Raw genomic sequence first — 21,311 nt, 5'->3', positions numbered from 1 at the left:
CGTAGTGATGGCTCTCTCCTCCCATCTGGCGGGCTTTCGTGAATATCCTCTAGTAACGGCTGTCGAAGATGCGCTTGGTCTTCTTCTCGGAGCGCGGCAGCTCGCCCACAGGCACGCCCTTGGCCTCCGGCGTGCAGCCGAGCTTCGCCTTGAAGATGAGCGCCAGCTCCTCCTCGCAGCGGGCAAGCGCCTCGCCTTCCAACGGCGTCTCGAACAGCACGGTGAGCACGTCGTGGCCGTTCACTGCCTCGATCATCACCTGGTATTCCGAGCTGGTGCCGTCGGTGGCCTTGATGACCTCCTCCACCTGAGCCGGGAACATGTTGCAGCCCTTCACCTTGAACATGTCGTCGGTGCGGCCGGTGAGCGTGGCGATGCGCGGATGGCGGAGACCGCAGGAGCAGGTGCCGGGAACGATGCGCGTGAGGTCGTGGGTGCGGTAGCGGATGAGCGGCGCACCCTGCTTGCGCAGGGTGGTGAGCACCAGCTCGCCCTCCTGGCCGTCGGGCAGCACCTCCCCGGTTTCCGGGTCCACGATCTCGATGTAGACGAAGTCGTCCCAGATGTGCATGCCGTCATGGGCGTCACAGGAAATGCCGATACCCGGACCGTACACCTCGGTGAGGCCGTAGATGTCGTAGATTTCGATGCCCAGCTCGTCCTGGATGCGGTTGCGCATCTTCTCGCCCCAGCGCTCCGACCCGATGACGCCCTTCTTCAGGTGAATCTTGTCGCGCAGGTTGCGCTTGGTGATCTCCTCGGCGAGCAAGAGCGCGTAGGAGCTGGTGGCGCAGATGACCGTGGACTTTAGGTCCTGCATCATCTTCAGCTGCTTCTCCGTGTTGCCGGGGCCCATGGGAATGGCCATGGCGCCCAAACGCTCGGCTCCCAGCTGGAAACCGATGCCGGCCGTCCACAGGCCGTAACCCGGGGTGATCTGGATGCGGTCGAGTGGCGTGATGCCGGCCGTCTCGTAGCAGCGGGCGAACTGGATGGCCCAGTCGATGACGTCCTGCTGAGTGTAGGGGATGATGACCGGCGTGCCCGTGGTGCCCGACGAACTGTGGATGCGCACCACTTCCTCATCAGGCACGGCCTGCAAGCCCAGCGGATACACCGCGCGCAGGTCGTCCTTCTCGGAGAAGGGCAGCTTCTCGAAATCGGCCTGGCTGCGCACGTCGGCGACATCGATGCCTTCGAACTTCTTCGCGTAGAACGGCGAGCGTTCCTTGATGGTGGCCAGCTCGTGCGTGATGAGGTCAAGCTGCTCAGCGGTCATTTCCATGAGTATCGCGTCTCTCCTTTGGGCACAGTATTGCGAATTTGAACCATTCTAACAAACTGGCAACAAATGAGACACCCGTTTCACGGTAACGACGCAGGTAAATTAAGGGAAACCGCCCCCATTCGCTGACATGGAACATCAGCGTTCTCTCCCCGTTTCTCCTTTACTCAAGCGGTTAACTTACTCGTTAACTTAAAAAGGTTAATAACCTGCCCTCTCGCAAGTCCCCCGTAGGGGGCGATTTCAGTCGCCCCTCCCTACGCAAGACCATCGCACCTGAGGAGGACGGACTGAAGTCCGTCCCTGCGGAGCCTGATTAAAACTCGATGAGGCTGTAGGTATCCATATTCTGACGCTGGTGCATGACGCGATAGATTGTGAGCGTCGTGGCGTTGTAGCGGTAGTAGATGATATAGGAGCCTGCGAGGGTGGTGCGGTACTCGTGCTCGAGATGGTCATCGGTGAAATGCCCGCCCACATCAGGAAACGTGCGCGCCATATCGATGGCTGCGTCGATAGCCTTGATGGCATCGAGTGCGGCCTGAGGGGCGCGCCTCTCGTGACCAAGATAGATGGCGATAGACTCGCGGTCGAGGTGGGCGCGCGGCCTCCACGCCAAATCAAGCATAGTCGAGCCCCCACACGTTGAAGATCTCGGCCATGCGCGCATCCGATTCCTCTGCCGTGAGGGCCTGCGGTCGGTAGCGTTCCTCTATCTCCGCCTCGCGCAACGCGAGGAACATGCGGTTGCGCTGCGCCGCCGCCTCGTAAGCCGCGCAATCTTCCAGCACGTAAGCCGGCACACCGTTCTTCGTGAGAATGATGGGCTCCTGGGTTTCCGTTGCCTGAGTGCACACGTCGTTGAACTGCGTGCGCAAATCAGTAATGGGCCGAATAAGCGGTAGCGCCGCCGTTGCAGATGCCATAGTATGCCTACTTTCCTACTATGAATTATGGTAGGAATTATACTATTTATAATTTCTACTAATAGCAATTATTTTGCGTGATTCCCAGCAAACGCTTGCAAACTTAGAGAAACTTAGAAGAACTTAGAAGAACTTAGAGGCCGCCCATGGAAGAGAATCCCTTCACGCTGAGCTTTAGGGAGATTCCCCTGCATCTTGCCGGACGCTCGGAGATTGTTCGTTCGTTTTGATGCGGGCATCATCGGCCGACGCGCTCACGGCGTTGTTGGATTCGATCCGCCCTTCTTCCGCGAGTATTTAATTGAACGCTTGGAAGACGAAGGGGCCTAGCCGTAAGCTTGGGCGGCGTGGTCGATGGCCTCTAGATTCATGGCTACGTACTGGGGTTTTACGCAGGCTTCCACGGCGCTTTTCACTTCGTCCAAGGTGAGAGGCACGCGCCCCTGGGCCACAGCCACAGCCAGCAGCATCATGTTGAGCGACTTACGAGAAGCAGCACCCAGCTCGCGCATGAGGGCCTCGTCATCCACCGGCACGAACAGGGGCACCGGATAGCCCTCCACGCTCGGCGCCTGAGCATCTTGGCTATCGGTCGCTACGTTCGGGCGCGCAACCGCATCGGCCGCCTGCTCGCAGGGCGCCTGCGCCTGTAGAGCGCTCGCCAAACCCGCCACCACATCGCCGACGCGGTAGGGTACGCCCGCCAGGGCCGCCGTTACGGGCTGAATGGCCGTCGTGGCCGTTACGAGCACGCCGCCCGGAGCCAGATACGGCAGCGCGCGAGCAGCCTCGCCGGGCTCCAACGCGATGACCATATCAGCCGTGCCCGGCGTGATGAGCGGCGAGAACACCTCTTCCCCGTCCGAGCCCATGCGCACATGGCTCGTCACGTTGCCGCCGCGCTGGGCCATACCGATGGTCTCGGCCGTGCGCACCTGCCAACCGCGAGCCGCAGCAGCGCTGGCCAGCACCTTCGCGGCCAGCACCGTGCCCTGACCGCCCACGCCCGCCAGAAGAACGTTAATCATCGGGCACCCCCTTCTTCCGCCGTTTCCGTGGCTTCCGCTGCACCCAGCGCCGCACCGGGCGTCTCGAGCGGCTGGTCGGCCAGCTCCGTTTCCTGGAAATCGTTCACCTCGTCGGCCAGTACACGCGGAATCGGCCCCGTCTGGAACGGATCGGGGTCGGGCGCGTACACCGCCGGCTCCACCGGCGCCGCGCCGCCGAAGCCCGGCGCGCCCTGAATGGCGCCGAAGGGGCACACCTGGACGCACAGGCTGCAGCCGTCGCAGAGACTTGCATCCACGAATGCCTGGCCACGCTCGCCCGATTTCGGACCGCGCCGCGCCCCGTCGAAGCCGATGCCCGGGCAGCCGATGGAGGTGATGCACTTCTTGCAACCGGTGCACGCATCGGCGTCGATGACCACGGGTGCATCGGGCTTTTTCAGCTGGATGCACGGTGCGCGGAAGATGATGGCCGAGGGGCCTTCGAAGTCGATGGCCGCCCGCGCCGCTGCCACGGAGCCTTCCAAGCTGTGGGGGTTCGCGAAGCCGATATGCTGGACACCCAGGCCGTGCAGCACTTCCTCGATGACGATGGGTCGGCGCCGCTCGCCCATGAGGGTGACGCCCGTGCCCGGATGCGGCTGGCTGCCGGTCATGGCCGTGGTGGCGTTGTCCAGAATGGCGAAGGTGACGTCGTGGCCGTTGTACACGGCGTTGGCGATGCCGGTCATGGCGCTGGCGAAGAACGTGGAGTCGCCCACGAAGGCCACCTGCTTCTTACCCGGCTCCACGATGGAAAAGCCCTGGGCCATAGTGATGCCCGCGCCCATGCACAGGCAGGTGTCCACCGCATCGAGCGGGGCGGCGTTGCCGAGAGTGTAGCAGCCGATGTCGCCGCACAGCACCGCATCGCGGCCACGGAGCGCCTGCTTCACGGCGTAGAAGCTGCCGCGATGGGGGCAGCCCGCGCACAGCACCGGCGGCCGCACGGGCAGCGGACCCTCGTAGCTGAGGTGGTTCGCGCCGATGGTAGCCGCCACGAGAGCGGCAAGAGAATCCGTCTGTCCGCGAGCGGGGAGCGAGGCTCCCTCGTGCTCAAGCAATGGCTCGCTTTGTGGAACAGTCCACTGGACTGTTCCAGTCGCTGCGCAACCTGCGCGCGAGGGAGCCTCGCTCCCCGCTCGCTGCTCAACGCAGCTCGATACACTCGTGCGGCCGAAGAAGCGGCCGAGGCGACCGGCAATGCTCTCCGTGGTGTTCTCGCCGCGGTCGTTGGCGGCGCCGGTCAGCTTCCCGTGCACGCGCAGGGGCAGATGGCGCACGCCCGCGAGCTTCAGCATCTCCTCTTCCAACACCGAGTCCAATTCCTCGAACACGATGACGTCGGTCAGCCCCTCGGCGAAGGCCGCGGCCGTCTCGGCCGGGAACGGGTAGGGCGTGCCCACGGCCAGCAGGCGCCAACGCGGCACCGCCAGGCCCGCTGCGGCGGCCTCGGCTTCCATAAGCAAGAGCGCCTCGCGGGCGTAGGCCGTCGAAACGCCACCCGTCACAATGCCCACGGCGGGGGCTTCGGGCGCAGCACCTTCCGCAGCATCCCGCTCTGCCACGGCGCCTTCCACGCCACGCCGCTTGGTCGCGGCTTCCTCCCCGCCGCCTTCTACTACCTGGTTGAACTGGGCAAAGGCGGGATCGTGGTCGAAATCCCAGGCGATTTGGGCCAGCCGGCGGTTGATCTCGCCATGGCCCTCAAAGGCGCGTTTCGGGAAGATGATCCACCTCGGGTCCTTCTGGAAACCCTCCTCGGGCAGCGGCCGCCCGTGGGTTTCCTCAGCCACGTCGAAGAAGGTGGAGGCGTGGTTAATGCGCGTGGTGGGACGCACGATAACCGGCGTATGGTAGCGCTCGGACAGCTCGAAGGCCGCTTTCATCATGGCGAAGCCCTCGTCGGGCGAGCTGGGGTCCAGCACCGGCACTTTAGCGAAAGCGCCGAAACGACGCGTGTCCTGCTCGGTCTGAGACGAAATAGGGCCCGGATCGTCGGCCACGAACAGCACGCAGCCGCCGCCCGCGCCCACGTAGTTCAGCGACATAAGCGCGTCGGACGCCACGTTCAGGCCCACCTGCTTGCAGGTGAACAGCACCCGCGCACCGCAGTACGAAGCGCCGGCCAGAAGCTCTAGCGCCGCCTTCTCGTTGGTGGACCATTCCACGTGCACGTCGCGCGCCGCACCGTCGGCATGCAGTTTCGCCACGGTTTCCACCAGCTCGGACGAGGGCGTGCCGGGATACCCCGCCACCACGTTCACCCCGGCCTCTAAGGCCGCGTGCGCGAACGCCTCGTTCCCCATCAGAAGTTTCTTCATAGCACCTCTTGCTCTCTCGTCCATCCGCCGAGCCAACAATGTCGAGCATTTTTGCCTAAAAACGGCGTTTGTTTGCAGTCGCCTTCTTGCCCAAGGAGCCTATCGCTCGCTTTTCCCACGTGTTTTCCGCGATTTGCACGCCATGCGCCCTCAAATGATCAGTTTTCGTAATTTCTTCCAGGAGCGCTCAAGCAGCAAGTGCAAACAAACGCGCTTTTTGAGCAAAAAATAGCCTAAAAAGTCATCTGGGCGAAAGCCAAAATGCCTAGCGGGCCATATCCGCCTTCAGGTCGGCCACCTTCTGCAGCATGGCCGCATCATTCGTGCCCATCATCTGCACGGCCAAAATGGCGGCGTTCTTCGCGCCGTTGATGGCCACGCAGGCCACCGGCACGCCCGAGGGCATCTGCACCATGGACAGCAGCGAGTCCAGACCGCCCAAATCGCTCGTCTTCATAGGCACGGCGATGACCGGCAGCGGCGTGAAGGCGGCCACCACGCCGCCCAGGTGCGCAGCCTTGCCCGCTGCGGCGATGATGACCTTGATGCCGCGCGCGACGGCAGTTTCGGCCCACTCGTGCACCACAGCCGGCTTGCGGTGGGCGCTGGCCACCTTCACCTCGTAGGGCACGCCCATGGCGTCCAGCTGGGCCATGCACGGCTCCATGGCCGGCATGTCCGATTCCGATCCCATAATGATGCCGACCACCGGCGTCGCGTCGCTCATGCGCAGGTCCTTTCCCCACAGGGCCGCGCGGGCTTTCCGCTGCGGCCGGAAACAATGCCCTCCATTATAGAACCGTCGCGTTGCAAAACGCCTACGAATGGCCGCGACGGGTCGCGCGGGGCAGGCGCTGGTCTAAGGTTGGGGAACACATCCGATGGAAGGAGCCACCATGAGCACCGAGACGCTGAAGCAGCACGAAAAACAGCAGGAGAAGCACGTCGAAGATCACGAGCGCGAGGAAAAGCACACTGAGAAGGAGCACGAGTACCGCGAGGATCACGGCATGCACGACTACATCGGTCGCGAGATTGCCCACGAGGAGCGCGCCGAGCGCCGCCAGCAGGACGAGACCAACGCCGCCCTGACGGAAACTGCCGACACAATTTTGCGCGAAGGGTAGCTTTCCCGAAAAAACTCCTTGCACCGATGCTACAAGTCGGGTATTATCAACTACGCTCTTTTGGCGCAGCCGAAACAGCACCTGCGGGCGTGGCGGAATTGGCAGACGCGTACGGTTCAGGTCCGTATGGGGGCAACCCCATGGAGGTTCAAGTCCTCTCGCCCGCACCATTTTGAAACAAACGCCCTCCTCGGAGGGCGTTTTTGCTGTCACGACATGCACCGGGGCAATCAAGCAGACGGGCCGACATGGACTGGGTATCTAGCATGCGTAAATCTATAGGGATTTGACGTACGGAAAACTACTGGCACGGTGGCCCTCCAACAACACGGCCAACCCGTGCTATAATGCAAAGCAATCGGTGCCCCGCCGAGCCGGGCAGCATCGGTTGTTAGATCAAGCCGGGTTTACCTTTGCGCAGGGCCCGGCTTCTTCTTTGCCAACACTGTCCGTCACTCCCTTCTCACCAGGACGAGCCCGATGATTCCGATCACCACAAGCAAGAGGTCGCACAGGGCGGTTACTGTCTGGGTATCCAAAGGCAAGCTCCTTTCGTGAAGCTGCCCGGACGTGACGGAGCACCTGCCGATACTGTAGTGCACAGAAACAGATATACGGCGGCGCATTGAAAAAGCGCGAGCTCCTCGCAACAAGGAGTTCTCTGCTTCGAAAAGCAGCGACAAGGACGGAAACACAGCATTCAACCGGGGGCCAAGTGCGGCAGCCTTCGGCTTGAGCCCGCACCCAGACACGCCGGGAATTATATATCTCGATTGCTCAATCCAAGAGCGCATCATTTTGAGCGTCGCTCTGGATCAAGCGAACAAGTTTGCGACAGTACCAAATTCAGGAAATACTGCGATGATCGTTATTTGAAGTGAGACAAGTTCGACATAATCTGTTGGCAGTTTCTAGAATACTTTGGCTAAAGGACGCCTCTACCGCATGGCTTTTCAAAAGGCGTGATCGAAAAACCCGACGATTAGGAGGGTCGCCAGAAGCGAGAAGGCTGCTTTACGCGCAAGATGCCCAATACAAGCCTACCCATAAACCACACTCTCGACCATCTCTATGAAGTCGCTGTAGTATCTCGAGGCATCCTGCCCCTGCGAGTAATCAAGATACTGGAAGGAATATCCAAAACCGTTCTCGAAGCTCATGAGGAAAGTTGCCGAAACAGGCAATGCGAATTCCTCTTGCACGTTGATTCCCGTACCGGTAATCATCCAATAATCGGTTCCCCCAATGTTCACCCGCTCGACAGCCTCGTCCTGGCAGTCTTCTAGGATCTCGGAGATAATGCCTTCGAAGTCCTCGGCTACTAAATCGTCTGGATCAACCTCTTCCGCTAACGAAGCACCGTAGGTAATCCCCGCTGTTGCGTTGTCGTTGGGGTAGGCTTTCCACCTGATAAAGTGCCGCTCCTTCATCAGGTCTGCTCCGTGCCACCCCTTGGGAACCACGAAAGAAACTCCAGCAGCCGTGTCGACAAGCCTGTCTCCTTCATCACTTTGGGACATTGATGGCGAGGCCCCCTTGATGGAATACGACTCTACTTCGTCATAGTCGCTGGCTAAGTTGGCTTCAGGCATTGACGCATCAACGAGATAAGGGACGTACATGGCCAGATAAAAAACCAAAACGATGACCTGCAGGACAACCATGACAATATGAGACACGCCCTTTTCGGGCCGCTCTATCAAGTGACTCCTCTTTAGATTGCTGTTCCAGCACCAGCCGAAAACGACACCGCCGAGCAGGTAGTTCAGGAAGGAGATTGCCCTGCTCGACTTGAGCGGCGGTTTCTCCTTGTAGTAGGACGGGTAGAACAGCAGGGCATACACGGCGACGATTGCAACCTGAAAGACAAGGGCCGCAACAAGCCCCAACATGTATGACCGGTCATCTGAGCCAAGCGCGAGGCTACTTGCGAAGATGCAAAGCAGGGCAAGGAAGCGCCAGACGAACAACCAGCATAGAGCGCCTAGGGCAGAGAATACCGGCGCAGGTTTCCAGTTTTTCAGAACAGGAATGCCCTCTATCTTAGATTCCTCTAACTGTTGTACGGATATCTCCTGGGAATTCGCTGGAACCTCTACGGTGATAGCGTCAGCCAAGTCATTGCCCATTGCCGCAACCTCCATGTTCAAATATCGATTTCCTGGATGTCGCGCTCTGGCGATAGCGAAGGAGGACATCCACCCTTGTCGCCAGACAACCCTGTGAATACGCAACCACGTATTAGAGGACGGATAGATGTCCTCCTCAACCGTGGTTGGCGCAAAGCTAACTGATCTTATTAGGTTGTCTGGCATGTTCCAGTGTAACATAGCCACTCGCGCACCAACCTCAAACCTCTATGAGAAGCGGAAACAAGCAGACAGGCCGACATGGATTGGGTATCTAGCATGCGTAAATCTATAAGAATTTGACGTACGGAAAACTACTGGCACGGTGGCCCTCCAACAACATGGCCGACCCGTGCTATGATGCAAACCGATCGATGCCCCGCCGAACTGGGCAGCATCGGTTGTCAGATTAAGCCGGGTTTACCTTCGCGTGGGGCCCGGCTTCTTCTTTGCCAACACCGTCCGTCACTCCTTCCTCACCAGCACGAGGCCGACGACTCCGATGAACACAAGCATGAGGTCGCAAAGCGCAATCATAGTTTGTGTATCCATGGGTAGCTCCTTTCTCGAAGCTGCCCGGGCGTGACGGAGCACCTGCCGTCATTATAACGGGAGCTGATAGCCTCACCCTTACAGTTTGCTGAGTGCCCCCAAGTCTTGTGCTTGCTACAAGCCCAATCCTCAAGCGCAAAACATCTTATGGCGGCCGTGTCCCACGAACTTATCGCAACGTTGACGGATAGTCTCAGCAATGGGAACTTGGTCGTTGCCTGACGTACCATGGAGGCTGCGCAGGCGAACGTGGGCGGCCGCATCAATGCGTAAGGAGCACCTATGAACCGCATCTCTTCTGCCGCCTTTTGGAATGGAGCATATGGGGACGAGCAGCCGAAACACTGCGCCCTCTACGCCCTCCAGAGACTTTCGTCGCGCACCGCGTCCATCAGCCACGTCCCGTGCTTCGCGACGTTTCCCACCCAAGAGAGAACGCCGGCCCTCCAACGGGCAATGGCGACGAACTCAACGGTGTTGTCCAGCACCGTCACCTCGTCGCACACATCGAGCGCGTGGGAGAAATTTCGCAGCGAGGCGCGATAGCGACGGCGCACCGCCGCGTCATCGATGTCATGGCCGCCCACTGCCACGCGGTGCGCGATACGGTCGATGGCCACGGCGGGAGCGTCAACGCCGATGTAGTACAGCACGACCCGATAGCCCGCATCGCGGGCGCGGCGCATGTTGCGCAGCACCGCGTGGCCCGTCAGCGTGGTCTCCTGGTTGAAGCTGCGCCCGCGTGAAAAGTGCTCCTCGATAAGGCGAACGGCCTCGCGGCCTGCGCGCAGCTGATCGGAGCTCGAAGCCGGATCGCCGCCTTGGGCCACGACGATCTCGTCCGAGTTCACGCGCGCCATCGAAGTCGGCATGCTCTCCTCGCGCCACAAGCCCGTCCGGTAGAACGTCGATTTCCCCGCTCCGTTCACCCCCGCGAACACCGCGTAAACAGGCCGCATCAGAAAACCCCCTGCTTTACCAGCTCCCGCTGCCGCTGCTGCAGGAAGAAATCGAACGCAGCCATATAGAAGGACGCCTCCTCCCTGGTGCGCGCCGCGGCCATCAGCTCCTCGGAGGGAAGATGGGCGAACATGCGCCGACACTCGTCGTAGAGCTCATGGGCGCGGTCGGCCCGCTCCGCGGACGGCACCCCGCCCTCCTCCTGCCGTCGGAGCAACCGAGGTCCTGTGCCGGCGCGGCGCGGGCGCCCCGCGCGGGGAGCTTCCATCAGACGCGCCAGCACATCCTCCTCGCGCAGCACCCATTCGCGGCCGTTCTTCGCAGCAGAGAGCCGTCCGTCCTTGATAAGCGCCCGTACGCGCGCAGGAGTTACCCCCAGCTGCCGTGCAGCCTCCTCCACTGAAAGCATGGCCGGCTCCTTCCCTTAATTATTGCGTTGACGCAATAATATCATAGCCGCGCGAGAAACGTCCTTCTGCCTGCTTGCGAAAAATGCGAAAGGGCGACCTCCTCTCGGAGGCCGCCCGGGCATTTTGGGACTATCACGCGAAACGGTAGATTCTACTCCAGGCCCATTTCCTTCTTGAGGCGGGCCAGGTCGTCGTCTACGGCGGCGGTGGCGCCGGCCTCGGCATACTTCTTGGCCAAGTCCTCGGTGGGGTCGGCCGGCTTCTCAGACAGCTCGGCCACGGCGTTGGCGCGGTCGAGCATCTCGTCGGCCTTGGCCTCCATGCGGTCGAAGGCACTGCGGGCGCCCTCGGCGCGGTCGCCGGCCGAGGTCATCTCGTTCACCTTGCTCTGGGTCTTCGCCACCGCAGCCTTGGCCTTGATGGCGGCCTTGCGGGCATTCAGCTCCTCGATGTCGGAAACCAGCTTGTCGTGCATCTGGCGCATCTTGTCGGCGTTGGCCTTGGCGCCCTCGTAGGCCACCACAAGCCCCTCGGTGCGGCCGGCCAGCTCCTGCTTCTTCGCCAGGAACACACGCGCGTCGGCCTCGTTGCCCGCGGTCAGGGCCTTGCGGGCCAGTTCCTCGTACTTCTCCGCTTCGGCCTTGTTCTCGTCCACCAGCTTCTTGCAGCGCTTCTCTTCGGCCATGACGCCGGCGGTGGCCTCGCGCACCTCGGCCAGCGACTCGGTCATCTCGCGCAGGTACTGGTCGACCATCTTCTCCGGGTCTTCCGCCTTGTCGAGCAGCTCATTGATGTTAGCCTTCACGATAGAGGTGAAGCGATCGAGAATACCCATGGTGGGCGCTCCCTTCTGGCCTTAAGGCCCCGTTCGTGGCCCCACGGGGCCGGGTCAACTTCGCAGGTAGCGAAGAGGTTTCCTTGCAGGTGCCGCGCAATCCGTTGCGCTACGAGCGCTGAATCGGGTCGTCGGAAATCAGCTTCGCGGAGGTCACCGGCGGCGCGGACGAAGCATCGGCGTACTTCTTTTCCAAATCCGCGAGGCTCGAGTCCCCGAAGGTTTCCAGCGGCGTGTTCAAAATCTGCTCCATCCGCTCGGCTTCGCGCTGCTGGGCCAAACGCCGATTGCGCACGACAACGAACGCGATTGCGGCAACGATGAGCACGGTACCGCATATGGCCAGCGGAACCACAGGCGACGGCGTAACTGTCATGATACGGTCAGCCGTGTCGCTGAAGGCATCGGCGAACACGCCCTCATCGGTAGAGGCGTTATCATAGGCAAGCCGGAAATTCGCCATGAGAATCTGGAAGGCTTCCTCATCCATTACGCTTCCACCGAGGTTGCCCAGGGTGTAGGCAGCATTGAATCGTCCGTTGCCCGTGTCGCAAAACACCACAAGCAGATGGGCCTCGTCGGTAAAGAGCTTGTCGTACTGCTCGTCGGCAATCTTTTGCAGCTGCTCATAGGACGTCGTCTGACCGTTGGGCAGGATGTAGACGTAAGGCTGAATGCCCGTTTCCTCGTAAAAGTGACGCATGCCCTTTTCGAGGATGGCGGGATTATGAATCCAGTCACCGTCGGCATCGGTGTAGTACCCGGTCAAGTTGACAGAGCCCGCAGGCAAAGGCTCGCGGTCGACCGTGGACGCCGGCACCGATGACGCTGAGCAACCGCCGCTCCCTAACGCCACTACCAGCAATACCACTAGAAAGAATGCCGCCACGATGATGAAAACGGTGCCGCAGCCGCTGCCAGGCGCCTTGCCCTGCTGACTGCCTGATGACGCATTATTCGGCTGGTGGGATCCGCCAGGCCCCGGCTGCAGCGGCCCGCCCGACCCCGGCTGTTGAGGGCTTTGGGGCATTTGCGGTGGCACCGAACCACCTCCGCCACTGCGGCTAGAACCCATGAGCCCACCCAGGAATCCTCCCCAGAAGCTTCCACCTCCGAAGCCGCCACCGTAGTAGCCCCCGGGGTACCCGCCGAAGCCACCCGAGCGCGGGCCCGATCCCGGACCGCCGCTGCGCCCTCCGCCGAAGCCCGAGCCGCCAGAAAATCCACCGGTTATGCGACCGCCGCCGCTTCCAAAGCCTCCGCCGGAACGACCGCCGCCGCTAAATCCGCCGCCACCTGATCGTCCCATAAGCTATCCCTTCTGCGTTCACGCTGCATATGAACTTGCAACGGAAATTTCGCGGGCGGAAACGCCGCCGTTCCCGACCGCTAATGCCTTTGCGTTCGTTCCGTGGGCGGAAACGAGGCCGTTCCCGCCCAAACCGCGGCTTTTCTTGCCCGGCGGGGCGGAAACGAGGCCGTTCCCGCCCCGCTAATGCCCTTGCGCCCATTCCGTGGGCGGAAACGAGGCCGTTCCCGCCCAAACCGCGGCTTTTCTTGCCCGGCGGGGCGGAAACGAGGCCGTTCCCGCCCCGCTAATGCCCTTGCGCCCATTCCGTGGGCGGAAACGAGGCCGTTCCCGCCCAAACCGCGGCTTACCTTATGCGTATGGGCAGAAACGAGGCCGTTCCCGCCCGCCTTCCACAGCTCTCTCGCTTTATTTCACGATGAGCACAGGGATGTTGGTCTTGTGCAGCACCGAGTAGCAGACACTGCCGAGCATGCCGCGCACAGCGCCCAGGCCGCGATGGCCCATGACAATGCAGTCGTAGTCTCCCTCATCGGCGTACGCGGTGATGGAGTCGTGGGGAGAGCCGTTCACGACAGCGATGCCCACGCCGTCCACGTCGCCCACCAAAGGCTCGATGTTCTCGGCGATGGCGTCCATGTCAGCCTTGATGGCCTCGCTCTCCACCTCGGAGATGACCTCCATATCCATGGTGTCGCCCATGACGCCGGACATACGCGAGGCAATTTTGAAGGTTTCCGCGTTGAAGTCGTGCCAATCGACGACCGACAGCACCGTAATCTCGCCGCCGGGTACCTCGGACACCAAATCGATGGCGGCCTGCAGGGCGTTCTTCGCCGGCTCGGACTTGTCGTAAGGGACGAGCACTTTCTTATACATGAGGAACCTCCTTAGCCCCTGAAGCGGGCGCATCCTACTGAAAACCTTACTCGCCCGCTCATATTTATAAGCAGCAGAGTCATTTTATCACTGCGCCCGCCTTGTCCGGCGACCTGTAAAGACGGCGTTGAACTTACCCGGCGCCCGATAAAGCCGGCGACATCGCGCACCGGCAAAGCAACGACGCCACCTTAGTCAGCAGCGGGCACACGAGCACACCGTCAGCGCTACCGGGGCTCCTCGTTGTTCAAGAGGCGGTGGCGGGACACCATAATGCGGAACACGCAGTAGGACCCCAGCACAAAAGCGCCGATGTATCCAAGTACGCCGAGCAGGGGAACTTCCAGAAGTTGGGGCTGCATGTTGGTAGTGCACAAAATGGACGACCCCAAAAACAGCCCCGCCGACAGCAGCGCCAACGACAGACGCCCCACCGAGGCATACAGGGTGGCCAGCACGCGCGAGGACACGTCCACGTTGCCGTTCAGCTTAATCTGCCCGCGATCGACCATCTCCAGGGTGTTCGAAAGCTGGGTAGGCAGCTTGGCCAGCGCCTCCACCGATCCAGTGCCCGAGATCATGAGGTCCACCAGGCGCGTGGCCACGTATTTTGGGTCGCCCTGCTGGGCGATGACGTGCCTGGACACGATCTCGATGACGCTGATATTCGGCGCCACCTGGGCAATAACGCCCTCAATGGTCACGAAGCCACGGGCAAGCATAGTCACCGACGACACCATGACCATGTTCTGGCTGCGCAGAAGCTCGATGACCTCGGTGAGCACGGTGCCGACGTTAATCTCCTTCACCTCGGCGGTGCTGTACTCGGCAAGAAGCCGCGACAGGGCATCCAGCAGCGCGCCGTGGTCCACCGGCCCGATGATGCGCACGAGTCCCGTTACCGCCTCCTTCAGCAAGTAGGCGTTGTCCGTGGCCACAGCCGTGAACGCCTGCCCCACGAGCATGCGCTCCGACGCCGTGAGCGAACCCACCATGCCCAGGTCAATCCACACGACCTCGCCATCGCGAACGAGGATGTTGCCCGGGTGCGGGTCGGCATGGAAAAAGCCGCAGTCGAGCACCTGGGTCACGTAGCTTTGGCACACGCGGCGCGCCAAGGCATCCACATCTACTCCCTGCTCGCGTAGCGCCACCGTGTCGGAAATCTCCACGCCCTGGACGAACTCCATCACCAGCACCGACTCCGTGGAGTACTCCGGATAGGCGACCGGACAGGTAACGCCCTCCTGATGGGCGATTTCCCTGCGGAAGCGCTCCAGGTTGTGCAACTCGATGGAGAAATCCACCTCGTTGATGGTAGTGCGCTCGATCTCTTCCACGAAACCTTCCAGCGATAGCAGAATCTCGCGATGGGAGTTGCTCGCCAGCTCACCGGCGGCCAGCAGGTGCTTCATGAGCGTGATGTCCTCGGCCATGGACTCGGCCACGCCCGGGCGGCGCACCTTCACGGCCACCACCGTGCCGTCGAGCAGCGTGGCCTTGTGCACCTGCGCAATGGAAGCAGCGCCCAAAGGCACCGGGTCGATAGAGGCGAATACGGTATGCCACGAGACCTGGTACGCCGTGTCAATTTGCTCGATCACGGTCTCAAACGGCATGGGGTCAGCATCGTCGCGCAAGGTTTCGAATGCGTCGCAGTACTCCTTGGGAAGAAGGTCGGAGCGGTTCGACGCCAGCTGGCCTATCTTCACGTAGGTGGGGCCGAGAGCCTGCAGCACCTCCACAGCGCGCTGGGGCGTGAGGCCCGAGAGCACATGGTACTCGTGCATGATCTTGACAATCTCGTTCATGCGCTTGTGCGACGTCTTGTCCTCCAAGCTAATTTTGGCAAGACGCATGAACTCTTGGAACGTGGCCATGGTACGCCTCCTTTCGCTGGCCCCATACTAGCTTGCGAAACGACGAGCATACAGCTCAACAATTGACCTGCCATCAAGCTGTTTTCCAGGAATTCGTACGAAATTGTCACTATGGCGATTAAGTAAAGTGGCCCGTCGTTGAGGCGAAGGCACAGAATTTATGGCAAAATATGCTGATGTGCAAACGAACGCAGCTTAAACACGCAAGAACAAGGAGAAGCACATGGGACTCCTCTCAAAATTCGAGGGCAAGATGGAAGACACCGTGGAAGGTGCCGCCGACCGCATGGGAGCCGCGCCGCTCTCGCCGGTGCAAATTGCCAAGAAGGCCGAGAAGCAGATGCGCCGCGAGAAGATGGTCGGCGCAGGCAAGCAGTACGCCCCCACCCTTTACACCGTTCTGGTAAACGCCGACGACGACCGTCGCCTTCTGGGCTACTACCCCACGTTGGCCGGCGAAACGGAAACCTATCTTTCCGCCAAAGCCGCCGAGCAGGGCCTCGTCATGGACGGCCAGCCCCTCGTGCGCTTCATCGTGGACGACGATCTGCGCCACGGCAAGTTCGACGTCATCGCTGAAATGGTGGCCTCTCCGCTCGTTGAGCAGCTGCGCCAGGAAGAATACGCCCGCTACGGCATCGGACGCCCCCAGGCCGGCATGCCCCGCGCCGCAGCGCCGGCCCCGGCGGCCGGCTACGGCTATCAGGCCCCGGCTGCGGCCCCTGCCGCCGCCCCCGTTGAAGAGTACGTGGAAGAGGACTACTACGAGGACGACGAGCCGCGTCAGGCCTACATCTACGACATCACCAACGACCGCGCCTTCACCCTGCCCGGCCAGGCCGAGACCATCGGGCGCGAGTCGAAGAACGACATCGTCATTCCCGACATCAACGTGTCCCGCGTCCATGCGGAAATCCGTCAGGACGAGTCCGGAGCCTGGATTCTCACCGACCTGGGCTCCACCAACGGCACGTTTGTGAACGGACGCCAGATTAAATCCACTGCCCTCCACGATGCCGACCGCATCATCGTGGGCACCACCAACCTCGAGTTCCAGCTCATCTAAGCCCGTGGCCGCGACCCCGCGAGCTAAAGGAGGCTATCGGTGATCGATCTCGTTCTGCTAATCGCACGCCTGTTGTTCGTGGCGCTGCTCTATCTGTTTTTGTTCGCCATCATGCGCACCGGCATCGGCATGGTCAAAGGCTCCCGTAAAAAGGAGCGCGGCTGGACGGTGTCGGTGGAACGCGGCCCGAAAGAGCTGCGCGGCGTGTCCATTGCCGTGCACGGGCCCGTTATCGTGGGCCGCTCGCCGGGCGCCGACATTGTCATCGGCGCCGGCTATGTGTCCGGCCGCCACGCGCGCTTCCAGCTGATGGGCCAGAATCTGTTCGTGGAGGATTTGGGCTCGAAGAACGGCACCGCCGTGAACGGGCGGCCGGTCCATGAGCCGGTGGCCCTGCGCAACAAGGACCTCGTCACCATCGGCGACGTCGATATCCGCGTGAGGAACCAGTAATGGCTCGGGCAAAGCGCCGGAAAAGCGGCGCCACCTTCGGCAGCCGCACCGATGTCGGCTGCGTGCGCGAGCACAACGAGGACTCGCTGGCCGTAGCGCCGCCGCTCTACGTCGTCTGCGACGGCATGGGAGGCCACGCTGCCGGCGAAGTAGCCTCGGAAATTGCCGTGGACGTCATTTGCGACCGCGCCCCGGCCCATCCGGACGCCTCGGCCCTCGGCCAGGCCGTGGAAGAGGCGAACCTTGCCATCATCCGCGCCGCTCGCGAGGGAGTCGGCAAGGCCGGCATGGGCTGCACCTGCACCGCCGCCATGTTGGAGAAAGAAAAGCTCGTCATCGCCCAGGTGGGCGACTCGCGGGCCTATCTGCTCCACCGCGGCGAGATGCAGCAGCTCACTCGCGACCATTCGCTCGTGGCCGACCTCATCGAGGCGGGCCAGATCACCGAAGCCGAAGCCCGCGTGCATCCCCAGCGCTCGGTCATCACCCGCGCCCTGGGCAGCGACCCACGCACCCAGCCGGACCTCTTCGAGATTTCCGTGGAAGCAGGCGATCGTCTGCTTCTGTGCTCCGACGGCCTGTCCACGATGCTGGAGGACGACCAAATTGCGAAGATTCTCGCGAACAACAGCGAGCCCCAGCGCTGCGCCGCCCAGCTGGTGAACGAGGCGGTGGCCCGCGGCGGCTACGACAACGTCACCGTCATCGTCGTGGACGTAACGGGCCTGGCCGAGCAGCGCCGCCGCAAAATGACGCGCAAGAGCCGCGCCACGGCCATCATGCTGGCACTGCTGCTTGTGGCCATCATCGCCGGTTGCGCCTACGGTTTCAACTATCTCGCCTCGAATTCCGCCTATTTGGTGGAGCAAGACGGAAAAGTCGCTATTTACCAGGGCGTTCCCGGCGATTTGTTCGGCATTTCGTTCAATCATCTTGATCGCGTGACCGAGGTTGCCTTAGACGATCTGCAGCCCGGTACCGCCAACCGCCTGCGCGAAGAGGGCATCAAGGTTGACTCGCTGGCCGCGGCCGAAAGCCTCGTTGCCGGATACGAGCAGGAGATTGCCGAGCGCAAAGCCGCCGAAGAGGAGGCCGCCCGGGCCGCAGCCGAGGCGAACCAGCCGACCGAGCCCGAGAAGGGCGCCGAAAACCAGAACGATTCAGCGGGAACCCCGCGTCAAAACGGCCGCGGCGAGGGTGGCGACAATGAGAGCGGCAACGCGATCGACGGCAACGCGACCGGCACCCAGCCTCGCGGCGATTCCGCCGATGCGCAGGCCTCAGACAGCGCGAAAGGCACCGGCCGATGACGCGCCGCAACATAGAGCTGATGCTTTTGCTCATCGCCTCGCCCATCGTCATCGTGCTTTTCGCCATGATGGTGGTCACCGGCGGTCAGGAGCTTTCCTTCAACACGCTGGGCGTGCCCCTGGGCATTTTCGCCGCGTTCCTCGTGGCCCATATTGCCGTGCGCCTGCTAGCCCCGGCGGCAGACCCGGCCATTCTGCCCATCTCCTTCGCGCTGTCGGGCATCGGCATCGCCTTTGTGACCCGCATCGTGCCCGATTTGGCCGTGAACCAGCTGTTGTGGCTGTTCATCGGCGTGGCGGCCATGATCGTCACGCTTGCCATCGTGCGCAATCTGGACAAGCTCGCCAACTATAAATACACGCTGATGATCATCGGCATCTTGCTGCTCCTGTCGCCCATGCTGCCGGTTATCGGCTACGAATCCGGCGGCGGCCAGCTGTGGCTGCGCATCGGCTCTTTCAGCTTCCAGCCCGGCGAGCTGGCGAAGATTCTCATCGTGTTCTTCATCGCCGCCTACCTGGCCGCTAACCGCGAGATGCTCTCGGTATTCACGTGGAAGGTGGGCCCGCTGTGGCTTCCGAGCCTGGCGACCCTGCTCCCGCTCATCGTCATGTGGGCTCTGGCCTTCGTGGTTGTGGTGCTGGAGAAGGACCTGGGTCTTGCCCTGGTGCTGTTCTCCGTCTTCGTCATCATGTTGTATGTGGCTACGGGCAAAAAACTCTACCTTGTCGTGTCCATCGGCCTGGCCGCCATCGCGGCCGTGGCCCTCTACGGCATGATGGGCCACGTGCAGACCCGTGTGGCCATTTGGCAGGACCCCTTCGCCGAAGCCCAGGGCGGCGGCTTCCAGCTGGTGCAGAGCTTGTATTCCATCGCCGACGGCGACCTGTTCGGCACGGGCATCGGCCGTGGCATGGGCGGCGAGCCGGTGGCCCAAGGCGGCATCCCCGTGGCTGAAAGCGACTTCATCTTCCCCGTTATCGCCGAGGAAGTGGGCCTGCTCGGTGCGGCCGGCGTGCTGCTGCTTTACCTGTGCTTCGCCATCCGCGGCATCGTGACCGCGGCCCGGGCGAAATCCGACGTCAGCTCGTTTACCGCCGTGGGCCTCACTTCCATCATCGTGCTGCAGGCCTTCATCATCGTGGGCGGCGTTACGCGGCTCATCCCGTTGACAGGCATCACCCTGCCCTTTATCAGCCAGGGCGGCTCATCGCTCATCGCCAGCTTCATCATCGTCGGCTGCCTGCTGCGCTGCGGCGACGAGGGCACCGGCGTCGATTCCGAAATGCGCCAGACCGGGGCCATCGGCGCCCACGGGTCGGATGCGGTGCTCGGCCGCGTGGCCTTGGGCAAGCGCCTTACGGGCACCATGATCGTGTTCTCTGTGCTGTTCGCCGTGCTGGTGGCAAACCTCACCTACCTCATGGTCATCAAGGCGCCGGAGTACCAGAACATGCCGGCGAACAACCACACCCTGGCCAAGGAAGCCCGCATGGAGCGCGGCACCATCTCCACGGCCGACGGCACCGTGCTCGCCACCTCGGTGCGCCAAGACGACGGTTCCTATAAGCGCGAATATCCCGCGGGCGATTTGGCGGCCCACATCGTGGGCTACACGTCCCAACGCTTCGGCACCGCCGGCATCGAGGCAGCCTACAACGACACGCTGCGCGGCGAGCAGAACTTCGCCAGCTTCACCGATGTGGTGAACTCGCTTGCGGGCATTCAGACCAAGGGCAACGACGTGGCCCTCTCCATCGACAGCCGCATTCAACAGGCGGCCCAAGATGCGCTGGCCGGCCAGGTGGGCGCCGCGGTGGTCATGAACCCGGAAACCGGTGCCGTGTACGCCCTGGCCTCCTCCCCCACCTTCGACGCGGCCAACTACGAAGAGCTGCTAACGGCTGCCGCCGATAACGCCAACGACTCCTCCGAGCTGTTCAACCGCGCCACCCAGGCGCTCTATGCCCCGGGCTCCACCTTCAAGATAGTGACCCTGGCCGCAGCGCTGCAGGACGGCATCGCCAAGGCCGAGGCGGTCTACGACTCTCCCGGCGAGATGGACATCGGCAACGCGCCCGTGACCAACGTGAAGAAGCGATCCTACGGCAAAATCACGCTGGAACAGGCCATGTGGTACTCGTCGAACACGGTATTTGGCCAGGTGGGCGTGCAGCTCGGCAGCGATCTGCTCGTGAACATGGCCTGCAGCTTCGGCTTCAACGAGGATATCGCCTTCGATTTGCCCCTGGCCACCTCGCTTATGCCCGACCCCGAGGAGATGACCACCTGGGAAACCGCATGGGCCGCCTGCGGCGAGCCGGTGGGCGAACACGAGAGCCCGGCCGGCCCTCAGGCTACGGTCATGCAGATGGCGCTTGTGGGCTGCGCCATCGCCAACGAGGGGGCCATCATGCAGCCCTACTTGGTGGACGGCATCTACAACGCCAACGGCGAGCGCAGTTTCTCGCCTATTCCCGTGAAACTCAAGCAGGCCATGGACGCCGAAGTGGCCGCCCAGGAGATTGAAATCATGAAGGGCGTCGTGACCGAGGGCACCGGCGGCAAGGCGGCTCTCGACGATGCCGCCGTGGCCGGCAAGACCGGCACCCACGAGCGCGGCGACGGCGACGACGACAGCTGGTTTGTGGGCATGGCCCCCGCAGCCGACCCGAAGGTCGTTGTGGCCGTCATCATCGAGCGCGGCGAATCGGGCGCAGGCGCGAGCGCCGCCCACGACGTTCTGGAAACGGCCCTCGAAGTGACGGGGGCGCTGTAGTACAATGGCAAGACTCACGAGAGTTCGCATAACCAAACCG

At 62.2% G+C, this 21,311-nt stretch carries 18 protein-coding genes and 1 tRNA gene; 6 read left to right on the top strand and 13 right to left on the bottom strand.

Annotated elements, in window-relative coordinates; all coding sequences use genetic code 11:
* Positions 1–49: 49 nt before the first annotated feature.
* From VJ923_RS03175 to purE, 6 genes are all read right to left on the bottom strand, one after another.
* A complete protein-coding gene (locus VJ923_RS03175) occupies positions 50–1,285 on the bottom strand; it encodes a phenylacetate--CoA ligase family protein (protein ID WP_326438449.1) in 1,236 nt (411 codons plus the stop codon).
* 316 nt (positions 1,286–1,601) lie between these two features.
* On the bottom strand, positions 1,602–1,913 hold the full coding sequence (locus tag VJ923_RS03170; RefSeq protein WP_326438447.1) for a type II toxin-antitoxin system RelE/ParE family toxin: 312 nt from the start codon (positions 1,911–1,913) through the stop codon (positions 1,602–1,604).
* Entirely contained in the window at positions 1,906–2,211 is a 306-nt protein-coding gene (locus VJ923_RS03165) for a type II toxin-antitoxin system Phd/YefM family antitoxin (RefSeq protein ID WP_326438445.1), read from the bottom strand. The genes VJ923_RS03170 and VJ923_RS03165 overlap by 8 nt, the downstream gene beginning before the upstream one ends.
* A gap of 326 nt (positions 2,212–2,537) precedes the next feature.
* Entirely contained in the window at positions 2,538–3,239 is a 702-nt protein-coding gene (locus VJ923_RS03160) for a 2-oxoacid:acceptor oxidoreductase family protein (protein WP_326438443.1), read from the bottom strand.
* The gene (locus VJ923_RS03155; protein ID WP_326438441.1) at positions 3,236–5,581 is read right to left on the bottom strand and encodes a thiamine pyrophosphate-dependent enzyme; all 2,346 of its coding nucleotides are present in this window, start codon (positions 5,579–5,581) and stop codon (positions 3,236–3,238) included. The genes VJ923_RS03160 and VJ923_RS03155 overlap by 4 nt, the downstream gene beginning before the upstream one ends.
* A gap of 265 nt (positions 5,582–5,846) precedes the next feature.
* Positions 5,847–6,314, bottom strand: coding sequence for a 5-(carboxyamino)imidazole ribonucleotide mutase (gene purE / locus VJ923_RS03150; RefSeq protein WP_455423867.1), 468 nt, complete (start codon positions 6,312–6,314; stop codon positions 5,847–5,849).
* A 163-nt stretch (positions 6,315–6,477) separates the two neighbouring features.
* Here purE and VJ923_RS03145 point away from each other — a divergent pair, with 163 nt between their 5' ends.
* Positions 6,478–6,708 carry a hypothetical protein gene (locus tag VJ923_RS03145; protein WP_326438437.1) on the top strand — a complete coding sequence of 77 codons (231 nt, stop codon included), beginning with the start codon at positions 6,478–6,480 and terminating at the stop codon, positions 6,706–6,708.
* A gap of 83 nt (positions 6,709–6,791) precedes the next feature.
* Positions 6,792–6,878, top strand: a tRNA-Leu gene (locus VJ923_RS03140).
* Between the two features lie 870 nt (positions 6,879–7,748).
* Here the strand turns inward: VJ923_RS03140 and VJ923_RS03135 are convergent.
* From VJ923_RS03135 to VJ923_RS03105, 7 genes are all read right to left on the bottom strand, one after another.
* Positions 7,749–8,825, bottom strand: a complete 1,077-nt coding sequence (locus VJ923_RS03135; RefSeq protein WP_326438435.1) for a hypothetical protein — start codon at positions 8,823–8,825, stop codon at positions 7,749–7,751.
* 917 nt (positions 8,826–9,742) lie between these two features.
* Positions 9,743–10,348, bottom strand: a complete 606-nt coding sequence (locus tag VJ923_RS03130; protein ID WP_326438433.1) for an AAA family ATPase — start codon at positions 10,346–10,348, stop codon at positions 9,743–9,745.
* A complete protein-coding gene (locus VJ923_RS03125) occupies positions 10,348–10,758 on the bottom strand; it encodes a helix-turn-helix domain-containing protein (RefSeq protein ID WP_326438431.1) in 411 nt (136 codons plus the stop codon). Before VJ923_RS03125 ends, VJ923_RS03130 begins: the two co-directional genes overlap by 1 nt.
* A 152-nt stretch (positions 10,759–10,910) precedes the next feature.
* Positions 10,911–11,594, bottom strand: a complete 684-nt coding sequence (locus VJ923_RS03120) for a PspA/IM30 family protein (RefSeq protein WP_326438429.1) — start codon at positions 11,592–11,594, stop codon at positions 10,911–10,913.
* Between the two features lie 109 nt (positions 11,595–11,703).
* A complete protein-coding gene (locus VJ923_RS03115) occupies positions 11,704–12,903 on the bottom strand; it encodes a hypothetical protein (RefSeq protein WP_326438427.1) in 1,200 nt (399 codons plus the stop codon).
* 408 nt (positions 12,904–13,311) lie between these two features.
* On the bottom strand, positions 13,312–13,782 hold the full coding sequence (locus tag VJ923_RS03110) for a universal stress protein (protein ID WP_326438425.1): 471 nt from the start codon (positions 13,780–13,782) through the stop codon (positions 13,312–13,314).
* A gap of 227 nt (positions 13,783–14,009) precedes the next feature.
* The gene (locus VJ923_RS03105) at positions 14,010–15,662 is read right to left on the bottom strand and encodes an ABC1 kinase family protein (RefSeq protein WP_326438423.1); all 1,653 of its coding nucleotides are present in this window, start codon (positions 15,660–15,662) and stop codon (positions 14,010–14,012) included.
* Positions 15,663–15,885: 223 nt separating this feature from the next.
* Here VJ923_RS03105 and VJ923_RS03100 point away from each other — a divergent pair, with 223 nt between their 5' ends.
* Genes VJ923_RS03100 through VJ923_RS03085 form a run of 4 tightly spaced genes read left to right on the top strand, consistent with a single transcriptional unit; the run spans position 15,886 to position 21,271 of the window.
* Positions 15,886–16,728, top strand: coding sequence for a DUF3662 and FHA domain-containing protein (locus VJ923_RS03100; protein ID WP_326438421.1), 843 nt, complete (start codon positions 15,886–15,888; stop codon positions 16,726–16,728).
* A 39-nt stretch (positions 16,729–16,767) separates the two neighbouring features.
* The gene (locus VJ923_RS03095; protein WP_326438419.1) at positions 16,768–17,181 is read left to right on the top strand and encodes an FHA domain-containing protein; all 414 of its coding nucleotides are present in this window, start codon (positions 16,768–16,770) and stop codon (positions 17,179–17,181) included.
* On the top strand, positions 17,181–18,491 hold the full coding sequence (locus VJ923_RS03090) for a Stp1/IreP family PP2C-type Ser/Thr phosphatase (RefSeq protein WP_326438418.1): 1,311 nt from the start codon (positions 17,181–17,183) through the stop codon (positions 18,489–18,491). The genes VJ923_RS03095 and VJ923_RS03090 overlap by 1 nt, the downstream gene beginning before the upstream one ends.
* Positions 18,488–21,271, top strand: a complete 2,784-nt coding sequence (locus VJ923_RS03085) for an FtsW/RodA/SpoVE family cell cycle protein (RefSeq protein WP_326438416.1) — start codon at positions 18,488–18,490, stop codon at positions 21,269–21,271. The genes VJ923_RS03090 and VJ923_RS03085 overlap by 4 nt, the downstream gene beginning before the upstream one ends.
* Positions 21,272–21,311: the final 40 nt, after the last annotated feature.

The organism is Adlercreutzia shanghongiae, from assembly GCF_035830635.1.
Lineage (GTDB): Bacteria > Actinomycetota > Coriobacteriia > Coriobacteriales > Eggerthellaceae > Adlercreutzia > Adlercreutzia shanghongiae.
This window is presented reverse-complemented; position numbering and strand designations above follow the sequence as displayed.